The sequence below is a fragment of the Azospirillum fermentarium genome (assembly GCF_025961205.1).
In the GTDB taxonomy this organism is placed as follows: domain Bacteria; phylum Pseudomonadota; class Alphaproteobacteria; order Azospirillales; family Azospirillaceae; genus Azospirillum; species Azospirillum fermentarium.
Map to the genome: position 1 here is coordinate 1,247,584 of NZ_JAOQNH010000001.1, position 26,176 is coordinate 1,273,759.

Below are 26,176 nucleotides of genomic sequence, written 5' to 3' on the forward strand. Positions count from 1 at the left end.
CGCGATGTCCCGAATTGGCAAACATCCCGTTGCCGTCCCCGCCGGCGTCGATGTCAAGATCGACGGCAAGGTGGTGTCGGTGAAGGGCAAGCTCGGTCAGCTCTCTTTGACGCTGGTCGATGATGTCTCGGCGGAACTGGCCGACGGCAAGGTCGTCGTCAAGCCCGCCAACGACAGCCGGCGCGCCTACACCATGTGGGCGACCTCCCGCACGCTGGTGAACAACATGGTAAAGGGTGTGGCCGACGGCTACACCGTGAACCTGGAAATCAACGGCGTGGGTTACCGCGCGGCCGTGCAGGGCAAGGAGCTGGTCATGCAGCTCGGCTTCAGCCACGACGTGAAGTACCCGATCCCGGAAGGCATCGCCATCAAGTGCGACAAGCCGACGTCGATCACGATCACCGGCTTCGACAAGCAGAAGGTCGGCCAGGTCGCGGCGGAAATCCGTGGTTGGAAGAAGCCTGAACCCTACAAGGGCAAGGGCATCAAGTACGACAACGAAACGATCCTCCGCAAGGAAGGTAAGAAGAAGTAACCCGCCATGCTCAACAGCAAGAAACTGCAAGAGCGGCGTAAGCAGCGCGTTCGCGCTTCGATCGCCAAGAAGGCCGGCGGGCGGCTTCGTCTGTCGGTGCACCGCACCAACCTTCACATCTACGCCCAGATCATCGACGATGCGGCGGGCCGTACTCTGGCGGCGGCGTCCTCTTCCGAGAAGGACGTCCGCGGCCAGATGAAGCACGGCGGCAACGTCGAAGCGGCCAAGAAGATCGGTCTTCTGATCGCCGAACGCGCCAAGGCGGCCGGCATCTCGGAAGTGGTCTTCGACCGCGGCGGCTATCTCTATCATGGCCGGGTCAAGGCCCTGGCTGAGGCGGCCCGCGAGGGCGGCCTGTCCTTCTAAGGGAGCCTGGACTATGGCACGTGAACGAGGCGAACGCGGCGACCGGGATCGGCAGCCGCGGGATCGCGAAGAAAGCGAACTGATCGAGAAGCTGGTCGGCATCAACCGCGTCGCCAAGGTCGTCAAGGGCGGCCGGCGTTTCGGTTTTGCCGCCCTGGTGGTGGTCGGTGACGGCAAGGGCCGCGTGGGCTACGGCTCCGGCAAGGCCCGCGAAGTCCCGGAAGCCATCCGCAAGGCGACCGATCAGGCCAAGCGCGGCATGATCCGCGTTCCCCTGCGCGAAGGCCGCACCCTGCATCATGACGCCAACGGCCACTTCGGTGCCGGCCGCGTCGTGCTGCGGTCGGCCCCGGCGGGTACCGGCATCATCGCCGGTGGTCCGATGCGCGCGATCTTCGAAGCCCTGGGTGTTGCGGACGTGGTGACCAAGTCGATTGGCACCTCCAACCCGCACAACATGATCAAGGCGACCTTCGACGCTCTCAGCGTGGTCGTCAGCCCCCGTTCGGTGGCGGCCCGTCGTGGCCGTCGCGTGAGCGATATCCTCGGCCGCCGCGAAACCGGCGCCGCCGAGGCGAAGGAGGCGTGAGATGGCTGAGAAGAAGACTGTCGTCGTCACCCAGATCCACAGCGGGGCCGGGCGCAGGTCCGATCAGGTCGCCACGCTGAAGGGCCTGGGCCTCAACAAGCTGAACCGGACCCGCGAACTGGAGGATACTCCGGCCGTGCGGGGCATGATCAACAAGGTCGCGCATCTGGTTCGCGTCGAGAACGAGGGCTGATGCCATGAAGCTGAACGATCTTCGTGACAACGCTGGTGCCCGCAAGGCGCGCATCCGCGTCGGCCGTGGTATCGGCTCGGGCAAGGGCAAGACCGGCGGCCGTGGCGTGAAGGGTCAGACCTCGCGTACCGGCGTGTCGATCAACGGCTTCGAAGGCGGTCAGATGCCGCTGCACCGCCGGCTCCCGAAGCGTGGCTTCACGAATATTTTCCGTGAAGAATACGCTGTCGTGAATCTGGGTATGGTGCAGAAGGCCATCGACGCCGGCAAGCTGGACGTGTCCCAGACCATCGACGCCGCGGCTCTGGAAGTCGCCGGTGTGGTCGGCAAGGGCAAAAAGGCGGGTGTCCGCCTGCTGGGCAAGGGCGAAATCACCGCCAAGGTGACCTTCTCCCTGGCCGGTGCGTCCAAGTCGGCGATCGAAGCGGTGGAAAAGGCGGGTGGCTCGGTCACCCTGCCGGCAGCCGCCGCCGAAGCCGCCGAGTGATCCCGTGGGACCGCCGTCAAACGCGGTCCCCGGTCGAACCCGACAGTGATGTTGGTGCGCGGGGCGGCCTGCCGTGTGGCAGGACCGCCCCGTTTGCACATTTAGGCCCCACTCTGGGATCAAGGATCGAAAGCCATGGCATCAGCGGCCGAGCAGCTTGCCGCAAACATCAATTTCGGCGCCTTCGCCAAGGCGACGGAACTGAAGAAGCGCATCTGGTTCACCCTGGGCGCTCTCATCATCTACCGGCTGGGCACCTACATTCCGCTGCCGGGGATTGATCCGCACATTCTTCAGGACGTTTTCCGGCAGCAGGGCGGCGGCATCCTCGGCATGTTCGACATGCTGGCCGGCGGTGCGTTGCAGCGTATGACCATCTTTGCGCTCAACATCATGCCGTACATCTCCGCCTCCATCATCGTGCAGCTTCTGACGGCGGTGTCGCCGACGCTGGAAGCCATGAAGAAGGAAGGGGAATCCGGCCGGAAGAAGCTGAACCAATACACCCGTTACGGCACCGTGCTGCTGGCGACCGTCCAGGCCTGGGGGCTGGCCGTGGGCGTGGAGGCCATGACCGGCTCGTTCGGGCCGGCGGTGCACGATCCGGGCCTGTTCTTCCGTCTGACCACGGTGATCACGCTGGTGGGCGGCACGCTGTTCCTGATGTGGCTGGGCGAGCAGATCACCAGCCGCGGCATCGGCAACGGCATTTCGCTGATCATCTTCGCCGGTATCGTCGCCGAGTTGCCGCGTGCGCTGGTCAACACCCTGGAACTGGGCCGTCAGGGCGCTCTGTCCACCTTCCTCATCGTGCTGCTGCTGGTGATCGCGGTGGCCGTGGTGTTCTTCATCGTGTTCATGGAGCGCGCGCAGCGCCGCATCCTGGTGCAGTATCCCAAGCGCCAGGTGGGCAACCGCGTGTACGGGGGCGAAGCCTCCCACCTGCCGCTGAAGCTGAACACCGCCGGCGTGATCCCGCCCATCTTCGCCTCGTCGCTGCTGCTGTTGCCGCTGACGGCGGTGGGCTTTGCCGGGGGCAACGGGCCGCAGTGGCTGCAAACCGTGTCGCAGTACATCGCCCACGGCACGCCGCTGTATATGGTGCTGTACGCGGCGCTGATCGTGTTCTTCTGCTTCTTCTACACGGCCATCGTCTTCAACCCGACCGAAACGGCCGACAACCTGCGTAAGTATGGCGGCTTCGTTCCGGGCATCCGCCCCGGCAAGAACACCGCCGATCATCTGGACTGGGTTTTGACCCGCCTGACGGTGATCGGGGCTGCGTATCTTGTCGCGGTCTGCCTGTTGCCGGAAATTCTGATTGCCCAGCACGCGGTTCCGTTTTATTTCGGCGGCACCAGCCTGTTGATCGTGGTGTCGGTGACCATGGACACGGTTGGCCAGATCCATTCCCATCTGCTGGCACACCAGTATGAGGGGCTTATCAAGAAAGCGAAGCTTCGGGGGAAACGATGAATTTGATCCTGCTTGGACCGCCGGGCGCCGGTAAGGGGACTCAGGCGCGCCGCCTGGAAGACACCCGTGGTCTGGTGCAACTTTCCACGGGCGACATGCTGCGCGCTCTGGTGGCCAGCGGCAGCCCGCTCGGTCAGCAGGCCAAGGACATCATGGCCGCCGGCAAGCTGGTTCCCGATGAACTGGTGATCGAGATGATCTCCCAGCGCATCGACCAGCCCGACGTGAAGAACGGCTTCATTCTCGACGGCTTCCCCCGCACCGTGGCCCAGGCCGAGGCGCTGGACAAGATGCTGGCCGACAAGGGGCTGAAGCTGAACCACGTCATCGAGATGAAGGTGGACGATGCGGCCCTGGTGGAACGCATCACCGGCCGCTACACCTGCGCCAAGTGCGGCAAGGGCTATCACGACACCTTCGAAAAGCCGAAGGTGGACGGGGTGTGCGACCAGTGCGGCGGCACAGAGTTCAAGCGCCGTGCCGACGACAACGCCGAGACGGTCACCACCCGTCTGGACCAGTACCACCAGCAGACCGCGCCGATTCTCCCCTACTACGCCAGCCGTGGCGTGCTGAAGGGGGTGGACGGCATGGCCGACATCGACGTCGTGACCGAACAGATTGCGGCGATTCTAGGCTGATGACGGGCGGCGGACGGTTTTGTGACCGTCCGCCGTTCTGTTTCGTTGACACGACAGCCCGTTCTTTTATACTGCGCGCCCTCGGAACCCGAAGGGTACGCATGTCCTTCGGCGGTTTGCCGCATCCCGGTTTCGGGTCGTGTATCCGCCGAATCATGCTCATCGGATGATGAGTGAGTTCATGGCCCCTTCGGGCCTGCAACGTTGAGATGGCTCCGCACGGGGCCGTGTAGTTGATCGAGGAGAGCAGGCGTGGCGCGTATCGCTGGCGTCAACATCCCCGCGCAGAAGCGTGTGGAGATCGCGTTGACCTACATCCATGGTATCGGCCCGTTCAAGGCCAAGGAAATCTGCGGCAAGCTGGGCATCCCGGCCGAACGCCGTGTGAATCAGCTGACGGACGACGAAGTCCTTCGCATCCGCGAAACCATCGACGCCGACTACCGCGTCGAAGGTGATCTGCGCCGCGAAGTGGCGATGAACATTAAGCGTCTGATGGACCTGGGCTGCTACCGCGGCCTGCGTCACCGTAAGGGCCTGCCGGTCCGCGGTCAGCGCACTCACACCAACGCCCGCACCCGCAAGGGCCCGGCGAAGCCCATCGCGGGCAAGAAGAAGTAATTTAAGGATACCCTGCCATGGCTAAGCCGTCCGCTGCTTCTCAGCGTCTGCGCCGCCGCGAGCGCAAGAACATCACCTCGGGTGTTGCGCACGTTAACGCGTCGTTCAACAACACGATGATCACCATCACCGACGCCCAGGGCAACACCATTGCCTGGTCCTCGTCGGGCACGATGGGCTTCAAGGGGTCGCGTAAGTCCACCCCCTACGCCGCCCAGGTCGCCGCCGAAGACGCGGGCCGCAAGGCCCAGGAACACGGCATGAAGACCCTGGAAGTGGAAGTGAAGGGGCCGGGTTCGGGCCGTGAGTCGGCGCTGCGCGCCCTCCAGTCCATCGGCTTCACCATCACCTCCATCCGTGACGTGACGCCGATCCCGCACAACGGCGTTCGCCCGCCGAAGAAGCGCCGCGTCTGATATCGGCCCGGTCTGATATCGTTAGTGCCTTCCGCTCCCGCAGGGGTGCTCGTTCCGGGACAGGCCGCTGCCGCCATCGCAGCGTGCTCCGAAGTGGAACGCGGCACCCCTGCGGGATCGTCATGACCCGATGGCAAAGAGGCTATCCCCGTGATCCAGAAGAACTGGCAGGAACTGATTAAGCCGAGCAAGCTGGAAATCCAGCCCAGCGAGGATCCCGAGCGCGTTGCGACGGTGATCGCCGAGCCGCTGGAACGCGGTTTCGGCCTGACGCTTGGCAACGCCCTGCGCCGCGTGCTGCTGTCGTCGCTCCAGGGGGCGGCGGTGGTGTCGATCCAGATCGACGGCGTTCTGCACGAGTTCTCGTCCATTCCGGGCGTGCGCGAGGATGTGACCGACATCGTCCTCAACATCAAGACCATGGGCCTGCGCATGCACGGCGATGGTCCGAAGCGCATGCGCCTGCGCGCCGAAGGCCCCGGCGAAGTCCGCGCCGGCATGATCGAGACCGGTCCCGACATCGCCGTCATGGACCCGGATCTGGTCATCTGCACGCTGGACGCCGGCGCCAAGCTGAACATGGAACTGACCGTCGCCACGGGTAAGGGCTATGTTCCGGCCTCGCAGAACCGTCCCGAGGACGCCCCCATCGGCCTGATCCCGGTGGACGCCCTGTTCTCGCCGGTGCGCAAGGTGTCGTACAAGGTGGACAACGCCCGCGTGGGCCAGGTCACCGACTATGACCGCCTGTCCATGTCCATCGAGACCAACGGGGCCGTGAAGCCGGAAGACGCGGTGGCGCTGGCCGCCCGCATCCTCCAGGACCAGCTCCAGCTCTTCATCAACTTCGAAGAGCCGACCCACGCGGTCGCCGAGGAAAAGCACGAGGAGGTTCCGTTCAACAAGAACCTGCTCCGCAAGGTGGACGAGCTGGAACTGTCGGTCCGTTCGGCCAACTGCCTCAAGAACGACAACATCGTCTACATCGGCGATCTGGTCCAGAAGACCGAAGCCGAGATGCTACGCACCCCCAACTTCGGCCGCAAGTCCTTGAACGAAATCAAGGAAGTGCTGGCCCAGATGGGGCTGCACCTGGGTATGGAAATCCCCAACTGGCCGCCCGAGAACATCGAGGAACTGGCCAAGCGGTTGGAAGAGCCGTACTGAGCCTAGGAACAGGCGAGAGGGCGGCGCCCTCTCGCACTTTCCCGCCAAGGGCCGACGGCCCTTGGAACCCGGACCAGGGGGTCCGGCCTTCCAATGCCGGTTTCACGGGTTGGAAGGGTCACCATCGGTTCCCTGAGGGGGGCCTTGCCATGAAGGAGACGTGGATATGCGTCACGGAATGAACGGGCGTAAGCTCAACCGCACCACCAGCCATCGTAAGGCCATGTTCTCGAACATGGCGAACGCTCTGCTGAAGCACGAGCAGATCACCACCACCCTGCCCAAGGCGAAGGACCTGCGTCCGATCGTCGAAAAGCTCATCACGCTGGGCAAGAAGGGTGGCTTGGCCAACCGCCGTCTGGCTTTCGCCCGCCTGCGCGACGACGTGATCGTGGCGAAGCTGTTCGACGCCCTGGCCGAACGCTACAAGGACCGTCAGGGCGGCTATGTCCGCATCCTGAAGGCCGGCTTCCGCTATGGTGACGCCGCCCCGATGGCCGTTATCGAGCTGGTTGACCGCGACGAAGACGCCAAGGGCCAGGATTCGGGCCCGGTGATCATCGCCGACGAAACCGAAGGCGAAGCGGCGTAACACGCCCGTCGCCATCCGGTGATAGGATCAAAGCCCCTCCCCAGCCCGACCGGCGGGGGAGGGGCTTTTTTCATTTCCCCTTCCCGAAGCTGTCGCGTGCCTGAATGCTGAAACCGCTCTACGACTGGATTTTGCGGCGTTCCCAACGGCCCGATGCCGTGTGGTGGCTGGCCGGCGTGTCTTTCGCGGAAAGCTCGTTCTTTCCCCTGCCGCCGGACATCATGCTGATTCCCATGTGCCTGGCCGACCGGCAGAAGCTGTGGCGCTACACCAACATCTGCGCGCTGGCGTCGCTGGTGGGGGGCTTGCTGGGCTATGCCATCGGGTATTATCTGTTCGAAAGCATCGGGCGGATGGTGATCGACGCCTATGGGGCACAGGATTCCTTCGCCGGATTCCAGCACGCCTTCGACACCTATGGGCCGTGGTTCTTGATTCTGAAGGGGGTGACGCCGATCCCCTACAAGCTGCTGGCCATCGCCGCCGGCTTTGCCAAGCTGGATCTGACCGTCTTCATCCTGTGTTCCATCGTCGCACGCTTCTCGCGGTTCTACATGATCGCCATCCTGCTGCACTTCTACGGGCCGCAGGTGCAGGAGATCATCGAGAAGCGGCTGATGCTGGTGACGACGGTGATGCTGGTGGTGGTGATCGGCGGTTTGCTGAGCTTCAAGGTGTTCTGAGGCCGGATGCCCCCGGTTCAGGGGGGCATCCCTTCGTCCATGCGGTTCTGCTGCGACGGGGGCAGCTTGGCGCGGGCGCGGCGGTCGTTGCGGATGATGACGACGATCACCACGGCCATCACGGCCCCCACCGCCAGCGGCAGCACCATGTCGCCGATGCCGGCGGGACCGGTCATGGACAGCATGCGGGTGAACAGCATCACCAGACCCAACGCCAGCAGGGCGATGACGATGGGCAGGGTGCGGCGCCCCTGGGGCGGGGGTGGCGAGGATGGGTGGGTGCTCATTTCAGCGATTCCCTTTCTGCTGCCGTTCCCGGCATAGTGGAGCGTGATCGTGGCTGCCGATACCGGCGGGCCTTTCCAATGATAAGGATGCAGGAGAGCCGATGTTCCGCCCCTTTACCCTTGCCGCGGTTCTGGCGGTCATGCTGGCCGGCTGTGCGCCCGAACCCGTGCGCCCGCCGCCGCCCGCCGCTCCGCCGCCGTCCGCGGGTGCCGGCGTCATTCCCGCGGTGCCGAAAGCTACTCCCCCCGCTGCGGCGCGTCCACAGGGGGATGCATCGCCGTTGCTGGGCGGAAATTCGGACGTTGCGGCTGATATCGCGTCGTGCCGCCAGCGCTGCGACGGCTCGTTCAACAGCTGTATGGATTCGGTGGCCTCGCGCCCGTCCAGCGATTCGCTGTTCGGGGGTGACACCCGGCGGCCCTTCACCCCGACCAACAATTGTCAGGCCCAGCTTCAGCGCTGCTTCGACCGCTGCAAGCCGTAAGAGGCAAAAACGGGGGGCGGATTTTGCCGGTGGGCAAATCCGCCCCCTTTTTGTGCCTGCCGCTTAAGGTTGAAGAACAGCGGTTTAACCTCTGGCCCGGATTTTGCTTTTCCCGTGGAAAACCATGACGGGAGACGCGGGCATGACCGATGACATCACGAGCAGCGGACGGTTCGTCCGGGCGGGGGCGTTCTCCGCCTTTCCGGCTTCGGCCATCCGCAAGATACCGGAAGGCGATTCGCAGTTCGCCAAGATGCTGGACGTGGTGAAGATGGCGAACCAGGAACCCGATCCGGTGATGGTTGCCAAAAACCGGGCGGTCCAGGCGCACACCGTGGTGCGGCAGGGGGAGCAGATCGTGGCGGTCATCGGCCGCGACGGCATGACGATGACGTCCAATGCCTTGGCCGCACGGGTGGATTGGGCGTCCCTCGAACAGCGCAGCGCCGGCATGACGCCGGAGCAGCGGCGCGATCTGATTGCCGAGGAGCTGAAGAAATTCGCCGGTCCCGGTGCCGTGTTCCAGCGTTACGGCGAAACCGGTCCGGCGCCGACCCGCGGGGCGCTGGATGATGAGTTGAACCGCTTCGCGCGGGCGTCCTGGCGTGGCAGGGAATAGGCCGGATGGCGGCCTGTGGGCGCGCATGGGGATGTTCCCCCCTTGCGCGCGCGCCCTGTGCCTGGGGTCAGTCCAGCGTCCAGCGGGTCATGTGGGGGAAGGCGGGCAGGCCGTTGTCGTACATCTGGCCGAACACGCCGGAAAAGCCGGTCATGCCGGTTTCCGCCAGGGACAGAGGGCCGTAATGGGTGCCGCGCTCCAGCCACTGAACCATGGGGTGATCCCCCTCGTAGTCGGTGTGCTTGTAGCTGCCGGGGAAGAACACGACCCCCGGCGACTGGTCCAGATGCCGGGCCGCGGCATAGGACCATGCCTGGGCCATGGCTTCGCCCATCCGGGCGGCCCGGTTCAGGTCGGGATCGACGGCGCCGTCCGGCCCGGTTTCCTGGGCCAGCAGCGCTTCGATGTCCACCTGCAGGTCGGTGTTCAGCCGCGGCCAATGGCGCCGGGGAACGGTGACGATGTGCCCGGCCTCGTGCAGCACGTCGCCGGATGAGACCAGGGTGTCGGGATCGATGTGGATCACGCCGGCCAGGATGTTGACGCCGGGCAGGAAGCCGTTGTGCGCCTTATCGCCATACTCGACCGCCATGCCGATGCCGCGCAGGAAAGTGACGATGGGTTCCAGCGCTTCCGGGTGAAGCATCCCTTTTCTCCATACCCCTTGAGTTGCAGGGGGTAATCATCACGAGATAAGGCTGCGGAGGCAAGGCGGATGGTGCGCAGGCTTAGGATTAACGGTTCTTCCGTGATTCGCGCAGACGGGACCAGTAATCCAGGCGCTTGCGGATCTCCCGTTCGAACCCGCGTTCGACGGGGCGGTAGAAGTTCTGGCGCTCCATCCCGTCGGGGAAATAGTTCTGGCCGGAGAAGCCGTCTTCGGTGTCGTGGTCGTACGCATAGCCCTTGCCGTAGCCGAGATCCTTCATCAGCCGGGTGGGGGCGTTCAGGATGTGCATGGGCGGCATCAGCGACCCGGTGTCCTTGGCCGCACGGGTGGCGGCCTTGTACGCCACATAGCCGGCGTTGGATTTCGGTGCGGTGCCCAGGTAGATGACGAGCTGGGCCAGGGCCAGTTCGCCCTCGGGGCTGCCCAGCCGTTCATAGGCTTCCCACGCGGCGATGGCCTGGGGCAGGGCGGCGGGATCGGCCATTCCCACATCCTCCACCGCGAATCGGGTGAGGCGGCGGGCGATGAAACGGGGATCTTCGCCGCCGGCCAGCATGCGGGCCAGCCAATAGAGCGCGGCGTCGGTGTCGGAGCCGCGCAGGGATTTGTGCAGCGCGCTGATGAGGTTGTAGTGCCCCTCCTGCGCCTTGTCGTAGAGGGGGGCGCGGCGCTGGATGGTGGTGGCCAGCCCGGTGGTGTCCAGTTCCGTGCCGGGGGGGAGCGCGAACAGCTCCTCGCACAGGTTCAGCAGATAGCGCCCGTCGCCGTCGGCCATGGCCTTCAGCGCCGTGCGGGCGTCGGTGTCGAGGGGGAGGGGGTAGCCCATCTCGGCCTCCGCCCGCGCCATCAGCTTTTCCATGGCGGCGTCGTCCAGGCGGTTGAGCACGAACACCTGCGCCCGCGACAGCAGAGCGGCGTTGAGTTCGAAGGAAGGGTTTTCGGTGGTGGCGCCGACCAGCGTGATGGTTCCATCTTCCACATAGGGAAGGAAGCCGTCCTGCTGGGAGCGGTTGAAGCGGTGGATCTCGTCGATGAACAGCAGGGTGCCCTGACCGGCGCGGCGGCGGGTGCGGGCGGCCTCGAACACCTTGCGCAGGTCGGCGACACCGGAGAAGACGGCGGACAGCGGTTCGAAATGCAGGTCGGTGGTCTGGGCCAGCAGGCGGGCCAGCGTGGTCTTGCCGCAGCCGGGCGGCCCCCACAGGATCATGGAGGCCATGCGGTGGGCGGCGATCATGCGTCCGATGGGGCCGTCGGGCTTGAGCAGGTGGTCTTGCCCGACGACCTCGGTCAAGCTCTGGGGCCGCAGCCGGTCGGCCAGGGGCCGGGGAGCCATGGTTTCGAAGAGTCCCGGACCCGTGGTCATCTCTTTCCCGCTGCCGTTTCTGAGGTGTTCCCTTTGTGTAAGGTGCGTCCATGACCGATGGGATGCAAGGGTCGTCGGCCCTTGCCGGGGAGGGCGAGGGGTGGAACCCCTCGCAGGCCGGGGAGAGCGAGGGGTGGAACCCCTCGCAGGTGGTTGCGATCGACTGGTCCGGCGCCCGCGGCACGCGCTACCGGGGCATCGCGGTGGCGACGTGCGGCCCGGGCGATGAGCCACCCGTGCTCGTGACGCCCCCCTCCGGCTGGTGGTCCCGCACGGCGGTGCATGACTGGCTGTCGGGCCTGACCAACGCCGTGGTGGGCATCGACTGTGCCTTCTCCCTGCCGTTCGCGGTGGCCGGGCGCCATCTGCCCCCCGATGCCACGGCCTTCACCCTGTGGGACCGCATCGAAGGGGCTTGCGCGGGGGAACCGGACTTCGGCGGCGCCCCCTTCGTGGACGACCCGGTGTTCGGCCCCGATTTCTGGACCGCGGGCCGCCAGCCCGGCTGGTACACCGACCCGCACAGAGGCGCGGAGTGGGCGTGCCGCCGCGATGGCCTGGGCGAGCCGCAGAGCCCCTACAAGCTGATCGGCGCCAAGCAGGTGGGGCGGGGGGCGCTGGCGGGGATGCGGATGCTGCGGGCCCTGCGCGCCGCCGGTCCAGGGCGGGTGGCGGTGTGGCCGTTCGACACCCCCGGTCCGGCGTCCCGGCTGGTGCTGGCCGAGATCTACCCGCGGCTGTTCCTGATGCGCGCCGGATTCGGGCGGCGGAAGCTGCGGGACGGGGCGGATCTGGATGCAGCCCTGGCGGTGCTGGGGTCGCGGCCCATGGGGCTGACGGGGCCCGTGGACGACCACGCGTCGGACGCGCTGGTGTCGGCGGCGGGAATGCGCCGGCTGCTGGGGGTGCCGGGGGTGTGGGCGCCGCCGGCCCTGGACGAGGAGGCGCGGCGGCGCGAGGGGTGGATCTTCGGAGCCGGGCTGGGCGGGGCTATTCCTTGAAGGGCACGGTGTTGGCCGCGCCCTCGGCGCCGATGAACACGCCGATGATCTTCACCGGCGTGGTGCCGGTGTTGCGCCCGATGTGCCAGCCCGAGCTTTCGGCGATGGCCTGCCCGGCGGTGAACACCTGGGGCGGCTGGCCGTCGGCCTCCACCAGCACCGAGCCTTCGAGGATATAGGCGATCAGCGGCACCGGGTGGCGGTGGCGCCCGGTGTCGGCGCCGGGCGGGATCTCCACCAGCAGCGTGGTGATCTTGGGCGTGCCGGCGGGATAGGCCAGGGGAACGCCGTCGCTGTGGGTGGAGGTCTGGAGCAGGGGCGTGGCCTTCACCGCCGCGGCGTAGCCGTCGGCCAGGGCCGGGGCGGCGGGAAGCAGGCAGGCGAGGGCGGCAGCGGCGAGTCGGCGCATGGCGGTGCCTTTCATCACAGATCTCTTAAGGATGAGTCCGAGGGTGATGAGGCACTCGCCCACTGTCCATCCATGGCGTTCAGATTGCGCCAGCCGTTCACACAATGCCGCAGGCTGAGGCTGCGGTGCTCCTCGGGGGCGGGCGCGATGTCCCATGCCCATGCGCCGTCGGCGGGGGGCAGCGTCACGTCCCACAGGGTGCCGTCGCGCTGCACCACCCGCCCGCCGCGGTCCAGCCACAGGGCGGCGGTGTCGCTGTAGAGGGCGGCCACCGGGGCGGCGGCGCGCAGCCGCTCCAGATGGGCGCGGATCAGGGCCTGGGCGAAGCCGCGGCACGCCTCCTCCCCCCGGCCGGCTTTCTCCAGGGCCCGGAGCGGCAGGATGGGAAGCTGGGACAGCAGGTTGCACGATACGGCGAAGGCGAACGGCCCGGCGGGAAAGACGGCGGCGGTGGGATCGGGCGGCGCACCGGCGGCCAGCGGTGCGGCGGTGCCGGTGACGTCCAGCGTTTCCAGCCGCACGTTGGGGAAGCGGGCGGCCAGCCGCCGCACCGGGCGGGGGTGGATGATGTCGGCCAGCACCACATGGGCGAATCGGGACGCCAGGGCCGGCAGCGGCACCTCGGCCAGCCATCCCGACCCCAGCACCAGCGCCCGCCCGCCGGGGTCCGCGGCGGCGGCGGCGCGCTCAATGAAGGCGTGGCAGGCGGCCACGTGGGGGGCCCAGGCGTGGTGCTGGCGGCGGTGGCGGGCGCCGAGCGCCACGGTTTCGGTCACATAGCCCAGCCGGCGGGCCGCGGCCGGGGCGGGGGTGGCCAGATACTCCCACAATTCGCGCAGCATGGGATGGTCCGCCTCCCCACCAATCGCCGCTGCTTTCCCTTGACCGGCGGCGGGGGCAAAGTACCTATGGCGGCATGGTTGAGATCAAGAGAAAAGCCGCCCTGGTCACCGGTGCCGGAAAGCGCATCGGGCGGGCCATCGCCCTGGATCTTGCCGCCCACGGCTGGGCGGTGGGGGTTCATTACCATCGTTCCGCCGACGACGCGGAGGAGGTGGTCCGCGCCATCGAACGCCAGGGGGGCCGGGCCGTGGCGCTCCACGCCGACCTGATGGACGAATCGGCGGTCCGCACGCTGGTGGACCGGGCGGCGGAGCGGCTGGGGCCGCTGACGCTGCTGGTGAACAACGCCTCGTCCTTCGACCGGGACGAGGTGGCGACGGTCACCCGCGGCTCGTGGGACACGCATATGGAAGCGAACCTGCGCGCGCCCTTCGTGCTGATCCAGGATTTCGCCCGCCGGCTGCCGGCGGGGGAACACGGGCTGGTGGTCAACATGCTGGACCAGCGGGTGTGGAACCTGACGCCGCACTTCATCTCCTACACCCTGTCCAAGGCGGGGCTGTGGACGCTGACCCAGACGCTGGCCCAGGCGCTGGCCCCGCGCATCCGCGTGAACGGCATCGGCCCCGGCCCCACCCTGCGCAACGAGCGCCAGACCGAGGACCACTTCGCCCAGCAGGCCGCGGCGGTGCCCATGCAGCGCAGCACGTCGCCGTCGGAGATCTGCGCCGCCATCCGTTTCCTGATCGATGCCCCGGCGGTCACGGGCCAGATGATCGCGCTGGACGGGGGGGAGCACATGGGGTGGGCGCAGCCGTCCCGCGGCTTCGTCCCGGTGGAGTGATCGGGGCCTTCCATAAGCTGTTTCTGAGAGGTTCTCAGGCGGTGCGGGATTCAGCGGGGGCCGCGTTTTACACAGGGAGGTGCGGTTGCGCAAGGACTCATTTTCACCGTGTGACAATTTTGAAACCTGGGGCGCCGTGAGTCGCTTGACAATATAAACACCGCGCAAAATCAATAACTTAGAAAAATTGCCCAAAAAATAGGCGATAGCCTGGAATCCCTTGTGGACTCTTACTCCCCATGTGGTAGCCCATTGGTTATCGACAGACTTATCCACAGGAATCGTGGATAGAGTTACCCCCATCGGACAGGGCGCCCAAAAGCGGGCCGGGCGCCCCGGAGTCCGCGCTTGGACAGGCCCCGAATCCGCGTTCATGACCGAATCTTTGCCGGAATCGCCCGACTCTCCCGCCGCCGCCGCCGATGGTGCCCCGCTGGCCGCCTCTGCCGAATCGGCTAAGCCGGTCCGCCGGGCGCCCGACCTGGCGCGGGGGACGGAGGTGATCCGCACCCATCTGAAGACCCTGCCGGCCACCCCCGGCGTCTACCGCATGCTGGCGGGCGACGGGGCGGTGCTGTACGTGGGCAAGGCGCGGAACCTGAAACGGCGCGTCACCAACTACACCCAGGTCAACAAGCTGCCGGTGCGGCTGCAGCGCATGGTCTCGGAAACCGAAACCATGGAGTTCGTCACCACCCACACCGAGGTGGAGGCGCTGCTGCTGGAATCGAACCTGATCAAGAAGCTGATGCCGCGGTACAACGTGCTGCTGCGGGACGACAAGACGTTCCCGCACATCATGATCACCCGCGGCCACGACTACCCCCAGCTCACCAAGCACCGCGGGGCCCGGGGGAAGGACGCCGACTATTACGGGCCGTTCGCGTCCGCCGGGGCGGTGAACCGCACCATCACGGCGCTGCAGCGCGCGTTCCTGCTGCGCAACTGCGCCGATTCGGTGTTCTCCAGCCGCACCCGCCCGTGTTTGCAGTACCAGATCAAGCGCTGCACGGCGCCGTGCGTCGGCCGCGTCAGCCCCGGGGAATACGGGGCGCAGGTGGATCAGGCCCGCGCCTTCCTGTCGGGCAAGAGCCGCGATATCCAGGACGCGCTGGCCGCGGCGATGATGGAAGCGTCGGAGTCGCTGGATTTCGAGGCCGCGGCCCGCTACCGCGACCGCATCCGCGCCCTGACCGCCATCCAGGCCCACCAGGACATCAACATGGAAGGGGTGCTGGAGGACGCCGACGTCATCGCCGCCTTCACCGACGGCGGCACCACCTGCATCCAGGTGTTCTTCTTCCGCGGCGGGCGCAACTACGGCAACCGCGCCTATTTCCCCAGCCACGACAAGGCGGCCACGCTGGAGGAGGTGCTGTCGGCCTTCGTCGCCCAGTTCTACGAGAACAAGGCGCCGCCGCCGCTGGTGCTGCTCAGCCACGAACTGCCCGAGCACGAGCTGCTGGCCGAGGCGCTGGCGGTGCGGGCGGAGCGCCGGGTGGAGCTGGCCGTGCCCCAGCGCGGCGACAAGCGCCGGGTGGTGGACCACGCGCTGACCAACGCGCGCGAGGCGCACGGGCGCCGGCTGGCCGAAAGCTCGTCCCAGCGCCGGCTGCTGGAGGGGGTGGCGGCGGCCTTCGGCCTGGACGGTCCGCCGGAACGGATCGAGGTCTACGACAACTCCCACGTCCAGGGGGCGTTCTCCATCGGCGCCATGATCGTGGCGGGGCCGGAGGGGTTCATCAAGAACGCCTACCGCAAGTTCAACATCAAAAGCGCCGAGGCGGCCGGCGACGACTACGCCATGATGCGCGAGGTGATGGAGCGCCGCTTCGCCCGCGCGCAACGGGAAGACCCCGACCGCACCGGCGGCTCCTGGCCCGATCTGGTGCTGATCGACGGCGGGCTGGGGCAGTTGAACGTGGTGCGCGGCGTGCTGGAGGAATTGGGAATCGACGACGTCCCCCTGGTCAGCATCGCCAAGGGGCCGGACCGCGACGCCGGCCGCGAGCATTTCGTCCTGCCCGGCCGGGCGCCGTTCCAGATGGAGCCGAAAGACCCCGTGCTCTATTTCCTGCAACGGCTGCGGGACGAGGCGCACCGTTTCGCCATCGGCACGCACCGGGCGCGGCGGACGAAGGCGATTTCGCAGTCTCCCATCGATGAAATTCCCGGAATCGGGCCCGCGCGCAAGAAGGCGCTGCTGCTGCATTTCGGCAGTGCGAAAGCCGTGGCGCGGGCCGGGCTGGCGGATTTGGAGGGGGTGGACGGAATCAGCCGCACGGTTGCGAAAAAGATCTACGATCATTTCCATCCAGACGGTTAGAATGCGGCCCGCCCGTTCCCGCCGCCCACGACAAGCCGCCCAAAGCAGCCATGCTGACCAGCCTGCCCAACATCCTGACCCTGTCGCGCATCGCGATCATTCCCTTGGTGGTGGGGCTGTTCTACGTGCCTGAGGCATGGGCGGCGTGGACGGCCATGGGGCTGTTCGCCGCCGCCTGCATCACCGATTATTTCGACGGCTATCTGGCGCGCATCTGGGCGCAGGAATCGGTGATCGGCCGCTTCCTCGACCCCATCGCCGACAAGCTGCTGGTGTCGGCGGTGCTGATCATGCTGGTGGCGATGGCGCGGCTGACCGGCGTGTCGGTGCTGGCGGCGGTGGTGATCCTGCTGCGCGAGGTGCTGGTGTCGGGCCTGCGCGAATATCTGGCGGGGCTGAACGTGGGCGTGCCGGTCACCCGGCTGGCCAAGTGGAAGACCACGATCCAGATGGTGGCCCTGGGCTTTCTGATCGTCGGCGACTATGGCCCGCCGGAAATCCCGTCCACCATCATCGGCACGCTGGGGCTGTGGGTGGCCGCACTCCTGACCTTCGTCACCGGGTGGGATTACACCCGTGTCGGCATTTCGCACATGATGGCGGTGCCGCCGCGCGGTGCCGCATCCCCCCCACCCGGCAAGCCGGCGCAATCGGCGTGAGCACACGGACCCCACGGACTCCCCGGACCCCAATGAAGATTTTCGGCCTGACGGGCTGGAGCGGCAGCGGCAAGACGACCCTGATCGTGTCGCTGATCCCGGCGCTGGTGCGCCGTGGCCTGACCGTTTCCACCATGAAGCACGCCCACAAGGGCTTCGACATCGACCATCCCGGTAAGGACAGCTTCAACCACCGCCTGTCCGGCGCCACCGAGGTTCTGGTCAGCTCCCCGCTCCGCTGGGCCCTGATGCACGAGCTGCGGGGGGAGGACGAACCGACCCTGGACGACCTGCTGCCCAAGATGTCCCCGGTGGATCTGCTGCTGGTGGAGGGCTTCAAGCGCCAGCCGCACCCCAAGCTGGAGGTGTGGCGGGCCGCGGTGGGCAAGCCGCTGATCGCCCCCACCGACCCGTCCATCGTGGCGGTGGCCAGCGACGGCCCGGTGCCCGAGTCGCCGGTCCCCGTCCTGCGCCTGGACGACGCGGAGGCGGTGGCCGATCTGGTGGTGGCGCGGGCGGTCCCGGTCTGACCGTCCCGCCGCTTTGTTGTAACAGTTTCGTCATATTGTCGTCACGGTTCCGGCGGCCTATGGTTGTGTGACGCGGCCGGCTTCCGCGCGCCCACGCTTGCTCATCCGCGCCCGTGCCTTCGCCGGCCACCTTCCAACATATCTTTGGAATGGGGGGTGCCGGAATGGCGGTGACGCACGTTCTCCTGGGTCTGGCGGGCAATGTGGTTTTGCTGCTGTGGGGTCTGCACATGGTGCAGACAGGGCTGGTGCGCGCGTTCGGCGCCCGCTTGCGATCCGTGCTCGCCAACGGCCTGGGCAACCGCGGCACCGCGTTTCTGGCCGGCCTGGGCGTCACCACCCTGTTGCAGAGCAGCACGGCCACCGGGCTGATGGTCAGCGGGTTCGCCGCCGGCGGCATGATGGGGCTGGTGCCGGCGCTGGCGGTCATGCTGGGGGCCAACGTGGGCACCACCCTGATCGTGCAGGCCATGGCCTTCGACGTGGCGGCGGTGGCGCCGGTGCTGCTGCTGGCCGGCTTCATCGCCTTTCGCCGCGGGGCCAAGACCCGCGTCCACGATCTGGGGCGGGTGGGCATCGGGCTGGGGCTGATGCTGCTGGCGCTCCACCTGCTGCTGCTGACGCTGGAGGCGGCGGAGAGCGCCCCCCATCTGCGCGAGATCATGGGGATGCTGACCGCCGATCCGGTGGTGGCGCTGCTGCTGGCGGCGGTGCTGACCTGGGCGGCGCATTCCAGCGTGGCGGTGGTGCTGCTGGTGGCCTCGCTGGCCGGCGGGCAGGTCATCACGCCCGATGCCGCGGTGGTGATGGTGGCGGGGGCCAATCTGGGCAGCGCCGTCAACCCGCTGATCGAGGGGCCGGGCAGCGGCGGTCCCCACCGCGACCCGGCGGCCCGGCGGCTGCCGGTGGGCAATTTCCTCAACCGGCTGGTGGGCTGCGCGCTGGTGCTGGCGCTGGTGCATCCGCTGACGGGGCTGCTGGCGGCCCTGCCCGGCGGTGGCGACCGGCTGGCGGCCAACGCCCACACCCTGTTCAATCTGGGGCTGGCGGTGCTGTTCATCGGGCCGCTGCCGTGGCTGGCCCGGCTTCTGGTGCGGCTGTTGCCGGAGCGCGCGCCGGCGGGCGACCCGGCGCTGCCCCGCTATCTCGACCCGGCGGCGTTGCGGGCCCCCCATGTGGCCATCGCCAACGCCGGGCGCGAGGTGCTGCGCATGGCCGACACGGTGGAGGCCATGCTGCGCGCCACGCTGGAGACCCTGCGCACCGACGACCGCAAGCGGGTGGCGGAGATCCGCCGCATGGACGATGTGCTGGACGGGCTGCACGACGCCATCAAGCGTTACCTGACCCGCATTCATCTGGAGGATCTGGACGAGCGCGATTCGCGCCGCGTCACCGACGTGCTGACGCTGGCCATCAATCTGGAGCATGTGGGTGACATCATCGACCGCAACCTGATGGATCTGGCGGCCAAGAAGATCAAGCGCAGCCTGCGCTTTTCCGGCGAAGGGGCGGCGGAGATCGAAGGCATCCTGGAGCGGCTGATCGAAACCGTGCGTCTGGCCGCCGCGGTGTTCGTGTCGGAGGACCGCCGCGCTGCCCGCACCCTGATGCGCGAGAAGGAAATCATCCGTGACCGCGAGGCCCAGGCCATCGACGCCCATTTCGCCCGCCTGCGCGCCGGGCGGCCGGAAAGCCTGGAGACCAGCGCGCTTCATCTGGACATCCTGCGCGACCTGCGGCGGATCAATGCCCATCTGGCGACCGCCGCCTATCCGGTGCTGGACCAGTCGGGCGAGTTGCGCCCCAGCCGCCTGCGCGGCGGGGAGGAGGACAATCGTCACCAGATCATCGCGGGACCGTCACGGGCGTGAAACAAGAGATTGCGAAGAAAGGGACTTTCGGTTGTTCCCTTTCGACGGAGTCGGGTTTCATGTTTCGCACCATGTTGCTGGCCGGGGCTGCGCTGGCCTTGTCCGTGACGGCATCTGCCGTGGGATCGGCCCAGGCGCAGCAGGCGTTCCCCGCCACCCTGGCCGGTCATGCGGTTCTGCCCGCCAAGACCTTCATCGACGCCCCCGCCGACGCGCCGGAAGATCTGAAGGTGTCGGGCAAGTTTACCACCGGCAAGCGCGTGGAGGCGCCGGGGTCGGTGATGGGGCTGTCGGCCAAGCGCCCCACGGGCGTGGCCCTGCCGTTCCAGGGGCAGCCGGTCCAGGGCCATTCGGGCATCAAGCGCATGGCCGACGGCAGCTTCTGGATTCTCACCGACAATGGCTTCGGGTCCAAGGCCAACTCCCCCGATTCCATGCTGTACCTCAACCATTACACGGTTGATTTCGCCGCCGGCACCTTCACCCGGCTGGGCACCGTCTTCCTGCACGATCCCGACAGGAAGGTGCCGTTCCGCATCGTGCACGAGGGCACGGCCAAGCGCTATCTGACGGGGAGCGATTTCGACACCGAGGGGTTCCAGATCATCGGCGACACCGTGTGGATCGGCGACGAGTTCGGCCCCTTCCTCATCAAGGCCGACATGACCGGCAAGGTGCTGGCGGTCCATGACACGGTGGTGGACGGCAAGCCGGTGCGCTCGCCCGACAACCCGGCGGTGACCACCCCGGCGGCCCCCGATGGGGCGGTGGCGTTCAACGCCCGCCGGTCCAAGGGGTTCGAGGGGCTGGCCTCGTCCACGGACGGGCGTTTTCTCTATGCCCTGCTGGAAGGCGCCCTGTGGGACGCTGCGAAGAAGGATTACGAGAAGACCGCCGACGGGCGCGAGTCCCTGCGCATCGTCGAATTCGACGTGGCGAAGGACGCCTGGACCGGGCGCACGTGGCAGTACGTGCTGGAACAGAACGGGCTGGCCATCGGTGATTTCAACATGATCGACGCCACCACCGGCCTGATCATCGAGCGCGACAACAACGAGGGCACCGCCGACAAGGTGTGCGCCCAGGGCCAGCCGGAGGACGGCTGCTTCCCCACGCCCGCCGTCTTCAAGCGCGTCTACAAGATCGAGATGACCGACGCCAACGCCGGCGGGCCGGTGCGCAAGATCGGCTACATCGACCTGATGAAAATCGCCGACCCGGACAAGAAGGCGCGCAAGCCCCTGACCGACGGTGTTCTGACCTTCCCGTTCTTCACCATCGAGAACGTGGACGTGGTGGACGGTTCCCACATCGTGGTGGGCAACGACAACAACCTGCCGTTCTCGTCGAGCCGCAATCCCAACGAGGCCGACGACAACGAACTGGTGCTGCTGACCGTCGATGCCTTCCTGAAGGCCAGATAAGCGGCCCCGCGGCGGGGATTACCACAGGGCGGGCGCGGGATCAGGCCCCCGCGCCCGTTTCTGGCCCGTCAGTGTAGAAGACGCGGATGAACCCGTCGGTGATGGTATCGACCACATCTTCCGACACATGGACGGTGCTGCCGTCTTCGACACCGAACGGTGGAAGCACATAGGGGGCCAGCCAGCGCACGATCTCGAAGGACGGCCAGTAATAGATCCCGTCGATGTTCTGTTCCTTGGCGGCCTTCAGCGCGTCCTGAAGCGCCAGCCGCAAGGTGGATTTCGACAGGCAATCCGCTTCGAAGGCCGGCACGCCGGCAAAATTCGCCTGCATGGGCACCGGTGACAGGGTGAAGGTGATCATGCAGTCCGGGTTGATCCGGCGGATCTTGCGGATGATCCGAAGGATGTTGTCCCGGTTTTCCTCAACCGATGTCAGGCGGAAGTCGAGTTTGGTCGCCATGGCCGACATGGTGATGGCGGAGGATTTCGGCATGACGAATTTGTCGGTGTTCTTTTCGAAGAAGGCCCAGGCGACCCCCAGGGTGTAGATCACCATATCGGCTTGGCGCAGCTTCCCGATGATATCCTCCGGCTTCATGGCCGAGAACTCATGGACACGCTGAATGCCGTCGTCAGCCGTCCCGCCGACGACCCAATCGAGAAAGAAGTTGTTGGCGAAGGTCGTGTTCACCACCTCGCCGACGGTGATGTACGCCGTCTCGATGTTCCGCTCGTTCAGGGCGATGCTGATGCTGTTGGCGAAGCACGAACCAAAGGTCACGGTCAAGGACGAGGCTGGGTCGAGCTTTTTCGGAACGGTGTAGCCCTTCAGCACATGGGTCTGGACGGCATCACGGATGTTCTTCAGTTCCGAGATCTGTTTCGGATACCGCACAAGCCGCGGCCGGCTGGGATCGGCGGCACCAGGCTTTTCCACCGCGTGGGCTTCGATCTCCCGCAGCGTTTTATCGATGCCTTGGATCGCGGGATTGAGGACGCGGGCCCGGTGCAGGGATACGACGGCCTGTTCGTCCTTGGCCTGCCAGAAACGGGCCAGGCCAAGGCCCGTGTAGCCTTCCGGTGAGTCCGGTGCCAGAACCAGGGCGTGGGAATAGCAGATCTCGGCCCGCGCGACGTTGGAGAACCTCTTCTTCCGGGAATAGGCATCCGCCAGACCAAGCCAGTTCATCCAATCGAATGGGTTGAGGATTGCTGCGGTTCTCATGCTCTGTGGCGTGCCCTCGGGCCGCCCGCAGAAGGCGAGAAGGCTGCCGACCTTGGTATATATCCTGGGGTTGCCGGGATCGAGCGCAACGGCAGCCCGGACCACGGACAGCAGCGTTTTAAGCAGGTCTTCCGTAAACTGGGCTTTTGCAAGATTTTTATGATTATAAACAAATGTCGATATCGTATCCAATATCAAGAATGTCTCGTTACCGGATGCAATACATTTTGCCAGAGATTTTATGCCAACATGGATGTTGCCAAAGATACATTCACATGATCCATATACATAATTTCCATAGTAATTATTTTCATCAATAGAAATTATTTGTCTCCCAATATTGTGGGCGGCATCGTAATTCTTGTTATTGTATTCTTTGATGGCCGCTTCGATCTGGGATAGCACTTTTATTTTCCTTTGTTCGGGGAGGCGTCTGTTTGGTGTCGCCATGGCTGGCGTCTTTCGGAGACCCAAAAAGCCATCGAACTGTTGTATTCCAACAAAGAATGATCTTGATATGGTCTGCGGCGGTCAAATGCAACTGCGCGGGTGGGGAGCGGGAAAGAACCCCGCATGCCTTGCTGCCATGGGGCCGGGCGGGCTAGTATTCCGTCCATGTCCCAGCTCACCGACGATTGCTTTTCCTTCGGCGGCGTTCTGATGCCGCTGGACGAGGCGCTGCAGCGCCTGCGCGACCGCGTGTCCCCGGTGACGGAGGAGGACACGGTGCCCCTGGCCACAGCCCTCGGCCGCATCCTGGCGCGGGATGTGATGGCGCCGTTCGACGTGCCGCCCCACGACAACGCGGCGGTGGACGGCTACGCGGTGTTCTTCGACGACCTGTCCCCCGATGCGGATGCGGTGCTGCCGGTGACGGGCCGGGTGGCGGCGGGACAGACGCTGGGCCGCGCCGGACGGCGGGGGGAAGCGGTGCGCATCTTCACCGGCGCCCCCATGCCCGGTGGCTTCGACACGGTGCTGATGCAGGAGGATTGCCGGGCCGGTGACGGCACGGTGACCATTCCCCCCGGGATCAAACGGGGCGCCAACCGCCGCTCGGCGGGAGAGGATCTGGCCCGCGGCGGGCTGGTGCTGGGGCAGGGGCGCCGGCTGCGGCCCGAGGATATCGGCCTGCTGGCCTCCATCGGCCTGCGTGAGGCACCCGTGCGGCGCGCCTTGCGGGTGGCAGTGTTCTCCACCGGCGACGAGGTGCGGGAACCGGGCGTGGGGCTGGAGCCGGGAGCGATCTACGACGCCAACCGCTTCGCGCTGATGGCGGCCCTGGCCGGGCTGGGGTGTGCGGTGACCGACCTCGGCATCCTGCCCGACCGGGAGGACGCCATCCGCGCCGCGCTGGAAGGGGCGGCGGCGGGCCACGACGCGCTCATCACGTCGGGCGGCATGTCCACCGGTGAGGAGGATCACGTCAAGGCGGCGGTGGAGGCGGCGGGCAGCCTGCATTTCTGGCGGCTGGCCATCAAGCCGGGGCGCCCGGTGGCGCTGGGGCGGATGGACGGTGCCGCCTTCATCGGGCTTCCGGGCAACCCGGTGGCGGTGATGGTGACCTTCATGCTGATTGCCCGCCCGCTGCTGTTGCGCATGATGGGGGCGGCGGACCAGGAGCCGCGGACCGTCCCGGTGCGCACCGGCTTTGCGGTGAAGAAGAAGCCGGGGCGGCGGGAATTCGTGCGGTCGCGGCTGGTGCGCGGCGACGGTGGCGCGCTGGTGGCGTTGAAGCATCCGCGCGACGGGGCCGGCGTGCTGTCGTCGCTGGCGGAATCCGACGGCTTGGTGATTTTGGGCGAGGATGTGGCGCGGCTGGAGCCGGGCACGGTGGTGGATTTCCTGCCTTTCAGTGAGGTGCGGTGATGAAGGTTCTGTATTTCGCGTGGCTGCGCACCAAGATCGGCACGGCGCAGGAGGTGGTGGAGCCGCCGGCAGACGTGGCCGACGTGGCCGGGCTGGTGGCATGGCTGAAGACCCGCAGCCCCAAGCACGCCGACGCGCTGGCGAATGCCGACGTGGTGAAGGTGGCGGTCAATCAGGAGCATGTGCCCTATGACCACCCCGTCGGCGCGCACGACGAGGTGGCGCTGTTCCCGCCGGTCACGGGGGGCTGACCCATGGCCGTGCGGGTGCAGGCGGAGGATTTTGACATGGGGGCGGAGGTGGCGGCGCTGACCGCCGGGCGTCCGTCCATCGGCGGGGTCGCCAGTTTCCTGGGGCTGGTGCGCGACGTGGCCGGCGGAATGCCGGTCACGGCGATGACGCTGGAACACTACCCCGGCATGACCGAACGCCAATTGGACGCCATCGAGGCGGAGGCGCGGGCGCGCTGGCCGCTGGACGACGTGCTGATCATCCACCGCTATGGCCGGCTGGAGCCGGGGGACCGCATCGTGCTGGTGGTCACCGCCTCGGCCCACCGGGAGGCGGCGTTCGAATCCTGCCATTTCCTGATGGACTGGCTGAAGACCAAGGCGCCGTTCTGGAAGCTGGAAGACACCCCGGACGGCGAGCGCTGGGTGGCGGCCAAGGTTAGCGATGACAAGGCGGCGGAGCGGTGGTCGGCGTAACCGCTCAATCCACCCGCTGCAGCACCGTATCGAGCCGGCCCTTGCCGTTCTTGTCCAGCCACGACCCGGCCAGCTTGCCGTCGGGGCGCAGGCGGTAGCGCAGGACGTTGCGCCCGGTCTCGTCGAAGATCAACTCGTCGCCCTCGATCCGGCCCTGGCGGCGGACCTTTTCCAGTTGCTGGCCGTCCTCCACGCCGGGGCCGAGGATGTAGTCGGCGGTGACCCGCCCGCCCTCGGCCTTGGCGACGGCCAGCACCAGTTCGCGCCCGTTGACGTAGGTGCCGTACCAGCGGCCCAGAAAGGGCTTGGCGGTCCCCGCCGGGGTGGCGGTGCCGCTGAGATGGGTGGGGGTGCCGTCCACCTGCACGATGTCGGCGCTGGGCCGGCGGCCCCACGACTCGTCGCACGGCGGGTCTTTGTCGCTGGGGGCCGTGTCGGCGAAACGGACGATGCAGGCGCCGAAACGGCGGACGAACAGGCCCGAGGCGGCGGCCCCGTGGCCGGTCAGCCCCGCCGGCTGGTCGATCACCAGATGCTCCAGCCCGCGCCCGCCCAGGATGGTGCGCGCCGGCTCCGCCCGCCCGCCGGGATCGAAATCGTCGCCGTGGAAGAAGAACAGCATCACCCGCGCGCTCTGCACGTTGCGCAGGATGGGCCAGAGCTGGTTGGCGTTCTCCCGCCACGACTCGTAGGATTCGGTGAAGTTGCCGAAGGCGGCGGGGGCGGTGCCGACCACCGCGTCCACGTCCCCCGTCTGGCCCGCGGCCAGCAGCGACAGGAAGGCGCCGAACGACTGTCCCGCCAGCACCACCTGATGGTAGCCGCGGGTCTTCAGCCGCATGGCGTGTCCGGCCAGCATGCGGGAACTGGCCGGCAGCGTGTCGCCCGCCCGCATCCGGTCGAAGCGGTAGACGTCCCACCCGGCATCGCGCAGGGCCTTCAGGTACAACGGCGTGGGGGCGGAGGAGTCCTCCACGTCCAGGGACCGGCCATGGCTCCACACCACCGCACCCACGGCCTGCTCCGGCCCCTTCAGGCCGGTGTCGCCATAGGCGGGACGCAGCCACACCGCCGGCACGCCGGTCTGTCCATAGGCCGCGGTGGTGAGGGCGCCTTGCGCACGGACCGTTTCGGCGCGGGCCGGGCCGCCGGCCATCAGGGCGGCAAGGCCAAGGCCGAGACACAGAAGGGCACGGGCGCGTTTCATCCGGTCAGGCTCCCTCGAACGTACTGACGGTCAGGATGCGCACTCACGGTTAACGT

At 66.9% G+C, this 26,176-nt stretch carries 31 protein-coding genes; 24 read left to right on the forward strand and 7 right to left on the reverse strand.

All coding sequences use genetic code 11. From position 1 onward, the window contains the following. Positions 1–4: 4 nt before the first annotated feature. From rplF to M2352_RS05980, 12 genes are all read left to right on the forward strand, one after another. Entirely contained in the window at positions 5–538 is a 534-nt protein-coding gene (gene rplF, locus M2352_RS05925; RefSeq protein ID WP_264663569.1) for a 50S ribosomal protein L6, read from the forward strand. A gap of 6 nt (positions 539–544) precedes the next feature. After that, positions 545–907, forward strand: coding sequence for a 50S ribosomal protein L18 (gene rplR, locus M2352_RS05930; RefSeq protein ID WP_264663570.1), 363 nt, complete (start codon positions 545–547; stop codon positions 905–907). Between the two features lie 13 nt (positions 908–920). Continuing rightward, the gene (gene rpsE / locus M2352_RS05935; RefSeq protein ID WP_264663571.1) at positions 921–1,496 is read left to right on the forward strand and encodes a 30S ribosomal protein S5; all 576 of its coding nucleotides are present in this window, start codon (positions 921–923) and stop codon (positions 1,494–1,496) included. A gap of 1 nt (position 1,497) precedes the next feature. Continuing rightward, the gene (gene rpmD / locus M2352_RS05940) at positions 1,498–1,689 is read left to right on the forward strand and encodes a 50S ribosomal protein L30 (protein ID WP_264663572.1); all 192 of its coding nucleotides are present in this window, start codon (positions 1,498–1,500) and stop codon (positions 1,687–1,689) included. Between the two features lie 4 nt (positions 1,690–1,693). Beyond that, positions 1,694–2,176, forward strand: coding sequence for a 50S ribosomal protein L15 (gene rplO / locus M2352_RS05945; RefSeq protein WP_264663573.1), 483 nt, complete (start codon positions 1,694–1,696; stop codon positions 2,174–2,176). A gap of 135 nt (positions 2,177–2,311) precedes the next feature. Then, the gene (secY, locus tag M2352_RS05950; protein WP_264663574.1) at positions 2,312–3,652 is read left to right on the forward strand and encodes a preprotein translocase subunit SecY; all 1,341 of its coding nucleotides are present in this window, start codon (positions 2,312–2,314) and stop codon (positions 3,650–3,652) included. After that, positions 3,649–4,293 (forward strand): adenylate kinase, encoded by a 645-nt coding sequence (locus M2352_RS05955; protein WP_264663575.1) that lies wholly within the window; start codon positions 3,649–3,651, stop codon positions 4,291–4,293. The genes secY and M2352_RS05955 overlap by 4 nt, the downstream gene beginning before the upstream one ends. A gap of 252 nt (positions 4,294–4,545) precedes the next feature. Further along, entirely contained in the window at positions 4,546–4,914 is a 369-nt protein-coding gene (rpsM, locus tag M2352_RS05960) for a 30S ribosomal protein S13 (RefSeq protein ID WP_264663576.1), read from the forward strand. Positions 4,915–4,931: 17 nt separating this feature from the next. Further along, on the forward strand, positions 4,932–5,330 hold the full coding sequence (gene rpsK / locus M2352_RS05965; RefSeq protein ID WP_264663577.1) for a 30S ribosomal protein S11: 399 nt from the start codon (positions 4,932–4,934) through the stop codon (positions 5,328–5,330). Positions 5,331–5,480: 150 nt separating this feature from the next. Further along, positions 5,481–6,497 carry a DNA-directed RNA polymerase subunit alpha gene (locus M2352_RS05970; RefSeq protein ID WP_264663578.1) on the forward strand — a complete coding sequence of 339 codons (1,017 nt, stop codon included), beginning with the start codon at positions 5,481–5,483 and terminating at the stop codon, positions 6,495–6,497. A 166-nt stretch (positions 6,498–6,663) separates the two neighbouring features. Next, positions 6,664–7,089, forward strand: a complete 426-nt coding sequence (gene rplQ / locus M2352_RS05975) for a 50S ribosomal protein L17 (protein WP_264663579.1) — start codon at positions 6,664–6,666, stop codon at positions 7,087–7,089. Between the two features lie 104 nt (positions 7,090–7,193). After that, positions 7,194–7,772: a YqaA family protein gene (locus M2352_RS05980; RefSeq protein ID WP_264663580.1), complete on the forward strand. Its 579-nt coding sequence runs from the start codon at positions 7,194–7,196 to the stop codon at positions 7,770–7,772. A gap of 17 nt (positions 7,773–7,789) precedes the next feature. Here the strand turns inward: M2352_RS05980 and M2352_RS05985 are convergent, their stop codons facing one another. Further along, complete coding sequence (locus M2352_RS05985; protein WP_264663581.1) at positions 7,790–8,059, reverse strand: hypothetical protein; 270 nt, start codon at positions 8,057–8,059, stop codon at positions 7,790–7,792. Positions 8,060–8,160: 101 nt separating this feature from the next. On the opposite strand from M2352_RS05985, the gene M2352_RS05990 reads away from it, so the two are divergent. Further along, the gene (locus M2352_RS05990) at positions 8,161–8,544 is read left to right on the forward strand and encodes a hypothetical protein (protein WP_264663582.1); all 384 of its coding nucleotides are present in this window, start codon (positions 8,161–8,163) and stop codon (positions 8,542–8,544) included. A 142-nt stretch (positions 8,545–8,686) separates the two neighbouring features. Continuing rightward, the gene (locus M2352_RS05995) at positions 8,687–9,163 is read left to right on the forward strand and encodes a hypothetical protein (RefSeq protein ID WP_264663583.1); all 477 of its coding nucleotides are present in this window, start codon (positions 8,687–8,689) and stop codon (positions 9,161–9,163) included. A gap of 67 nt (positions 9,164–9,230) precedes the next feature. Here M2352_RS05995 and M2352_RS06000 read toward each other — a convergent pair whose 3' ends face one another. Further along, positions 9,231–9,809, reverse strand: coding sequence for a hypothetical protein (locus M2352_RS06000; RefSeq protein WP_264663584.1), 579 nt, complete (start codon positions 9,807–9,809; stop codon positions 9,231–9,233). Between the two features lie 88 nt (positions 9,810–9,897). Beyond that, positions 9,898–11,199: a replication-associated recombination protein A gene (locus M2352_RS06005; RefSeq protein ID WP_264663585.1), complete on the reverse strand. Its 1,302-nt coding sequence runs from the start codon at positions 11,197–11,199 to the stop codon at positions 9,898–9,900. A gap of 50 nt (positions 11,200–11,249) precedes the next feature. On the opposite strand from M2352_RS06005, the gene M2352_RS06010 reads away from it, so the two are divergent. Further along, positions 11,250–12,200 carry a hypothetical protein gene (locus M2352_RS06010; protein ID WP_264663586.1) on the forward strand — a complete coding sequence of 317 codons (951 nt, stop codon included), beginning with the start codon at positions 11,250–11,252 and terminating at the stop codon, positions 12,198–12,200. On the opposite strand, the gene M2352_RS06015 is transcribed toward M2352_RS06010, so the two are convergent. Both M2352_RS06015 and M2352_RS06020 read right to left on the reverse strand, forming a co-directional pair. Then, complete coding sequence (locus M2352_RS06015) at positions 12,190–12,609, reverse strand: cupin domain-containing protein (protein WP_264663587.1); 420 nt, start codon at positions 12,607–12,609, stop codon at positions 12,190–12,192. The two genes, M2352_RS06010 and M2352_RS06015, sit on opposite strands and share 11 nt — an antisense overlap. A gap of 14 nt (positions 12,610–12,623) precedes the next feature. Then, positions 12,624–13,451, reverse strand: a complete 828-nt coding sequence (locus M2352_RS06020) for a hypothetical protein (protein WP_264663588.1) — start codon at positions 13,449–13,451, stop codon at positions 12,624–12,626. 74 nt (positions 13,452–13,525) lie between these two features. Here M2352_RS06020 and M2352_RS06025 point away from each other — a divergent pair, with 74 nt between their 5' ends. The 6 genes from M2352_RS06025 (at position 13,526) to M2352_RS06050 (ending at position 21,109) form a co-directional block, all read left to right on the forward strand. After that, complete coding sequence (locus M2352_RS06025) at positions 13,526–14,296, forward strand: SDR family oxidoreductase (protein WP_264663589.1); 771 nt, start codon at positions 13,526–13,528, stop codon at positions 14,294–14,296. Between the two features lie 373 nt (positions 14,297–14,669). Next, complete coding sequence (uvrC, locus tag M2352_RS06030; RefSeq protein ID WP_264663590.1) at positions 14,670–16,622, forward strand: excinuclease ABC subunit UvrC; 1,953 nt, start codon at positions 14,670–14,672, stop codon at positions 16,620–16,622. A 50-nt stretch (positions 16,623–16,672) separates the two neighbouring features. After that, the gene (pgsA, locus tag M2352_RS06035; RefSeq protein ID WP_264663591.1) at positions 16,673–17,281 is read left to right on the forward strand and encodes a CDP-diacylglycerol--glycerol-3-phosphate 3-phosphatidyltransferase; all 609 of its coding nucleotides are present in this window, start codon (positions 16,673–16,675) and stop codon (positions 17,279–17,281) included. Between the two features lie 32 nt (positions 17,282–17,313). Beyond that, positions 17,314–17,811: a molybdopterin-guanine dinucleotide biosynthesis protein B gene (mobB, locus tag M2352_RS06040; protein ID WP_264663592.1), complete on the forward strand. Its 498-nt coding sequence runs from the start codon at positions 17,314–17,316 to the stop codon at positions 17,809–17,811. Positions 17,812–17,975: 164 nt separating this feature from the next. Continuing rightward, on the forward strand, positions 17,976–19,685 hold the full coding sequence (locus M2352_RS06045; protein ID WP_264663593.1) for a Na/Pi cotransporter family protein: 1,710 nt from the start codon (positions 17,976–17,978) through the stop codon (positions 19,683–19,685). Between the two features lie 59 nt (positions 19,686–19,744). After that, positions 19,745–21,109: an esterase-like activity of phytase family protein gene (locus tag M2352_RS06050; protein ID WP_264663594.1), complete on the forward strand. Its 1,365-nt coding sequence runs from the start codon at positions 19,745–19,747 to the stop codon at positions 21,107–21,109. Between the two features lie 40 nt (positions 21,110–21,149). On the opposite strand, the gene M2352_RS06055 is transcribed toward M2352_RS06050, so the two are convergent. Further along, positions 21,150–22,787: a GSCFA domain-containing protein gene (locus tag M2352_RS06055; protein WP_264663595.1), complete on the reverse strand. Its 1,638-nt coding sequence runs from the start codon at positions 22,785–22,787 to the stop codon at positions 21,150–21,152. Between the two features lie 165 nt (positions 22,788–22,952). On the opposite strand from M2352_RS06055, the gene moeA reads away from it, so the two are divergent. From moeA to M2352_RS06070, 3 genes are read left to right on the forward strand one after another with little or no spacing between them, the layout of a single operon-like run. Continuing rightward, entirely contained in the window at positions 22,953–24,206 is a 1,254-nt protein-coding gene (gene moeA / locus M2352_RS06060) for a molybdopterin molybdotransferase MoeA (protein ID WP_264663596.1), read from the forward strand. Next, complete coding sequence (moaD, locus tag M2352_RS06065) at positions 24,206–24,457, forward strand: molybdopterin converting factor subunit 1 (protein ID WP_264663597.1); 252 nt, start codon at positions 24,206–24,208, stop codon at positions 24,455–24,457. The genes moeA and moaD overlap by 1 nt, the downstream gene beginning before the upstream one ends. A 3-nt stretch (positions 24,458–24,460) precedes the next feature. Further along, complete coding sequence (locus M2352_RS06070; protein ID WP_264663598.1) at positions 24,461–24,913, forward strand: molybdenum cofactor biosynthesis protein MoaE; 453 nt, start codon at positions 24,461–24,463, stop codon at positions 24,911–24,913. 4 nt (positions 24,914–24,917) lie between these two features. Here the strand turns inward: M2352_RS06070 and M2352_RS06075 are convergent, their stop codons facing one another. Next, a complete protein-coding gene (locus M2352_RS06075; protein ID WP_264663599.1) occupies positions 24,918–26,120 on the reverse strand; it encodes an alpha/beta fold hydrolase in 1,203 nt (400 codons plus the stop codon). Positions 26,121–26,176 lie beyond the last annotated feature (56 nt).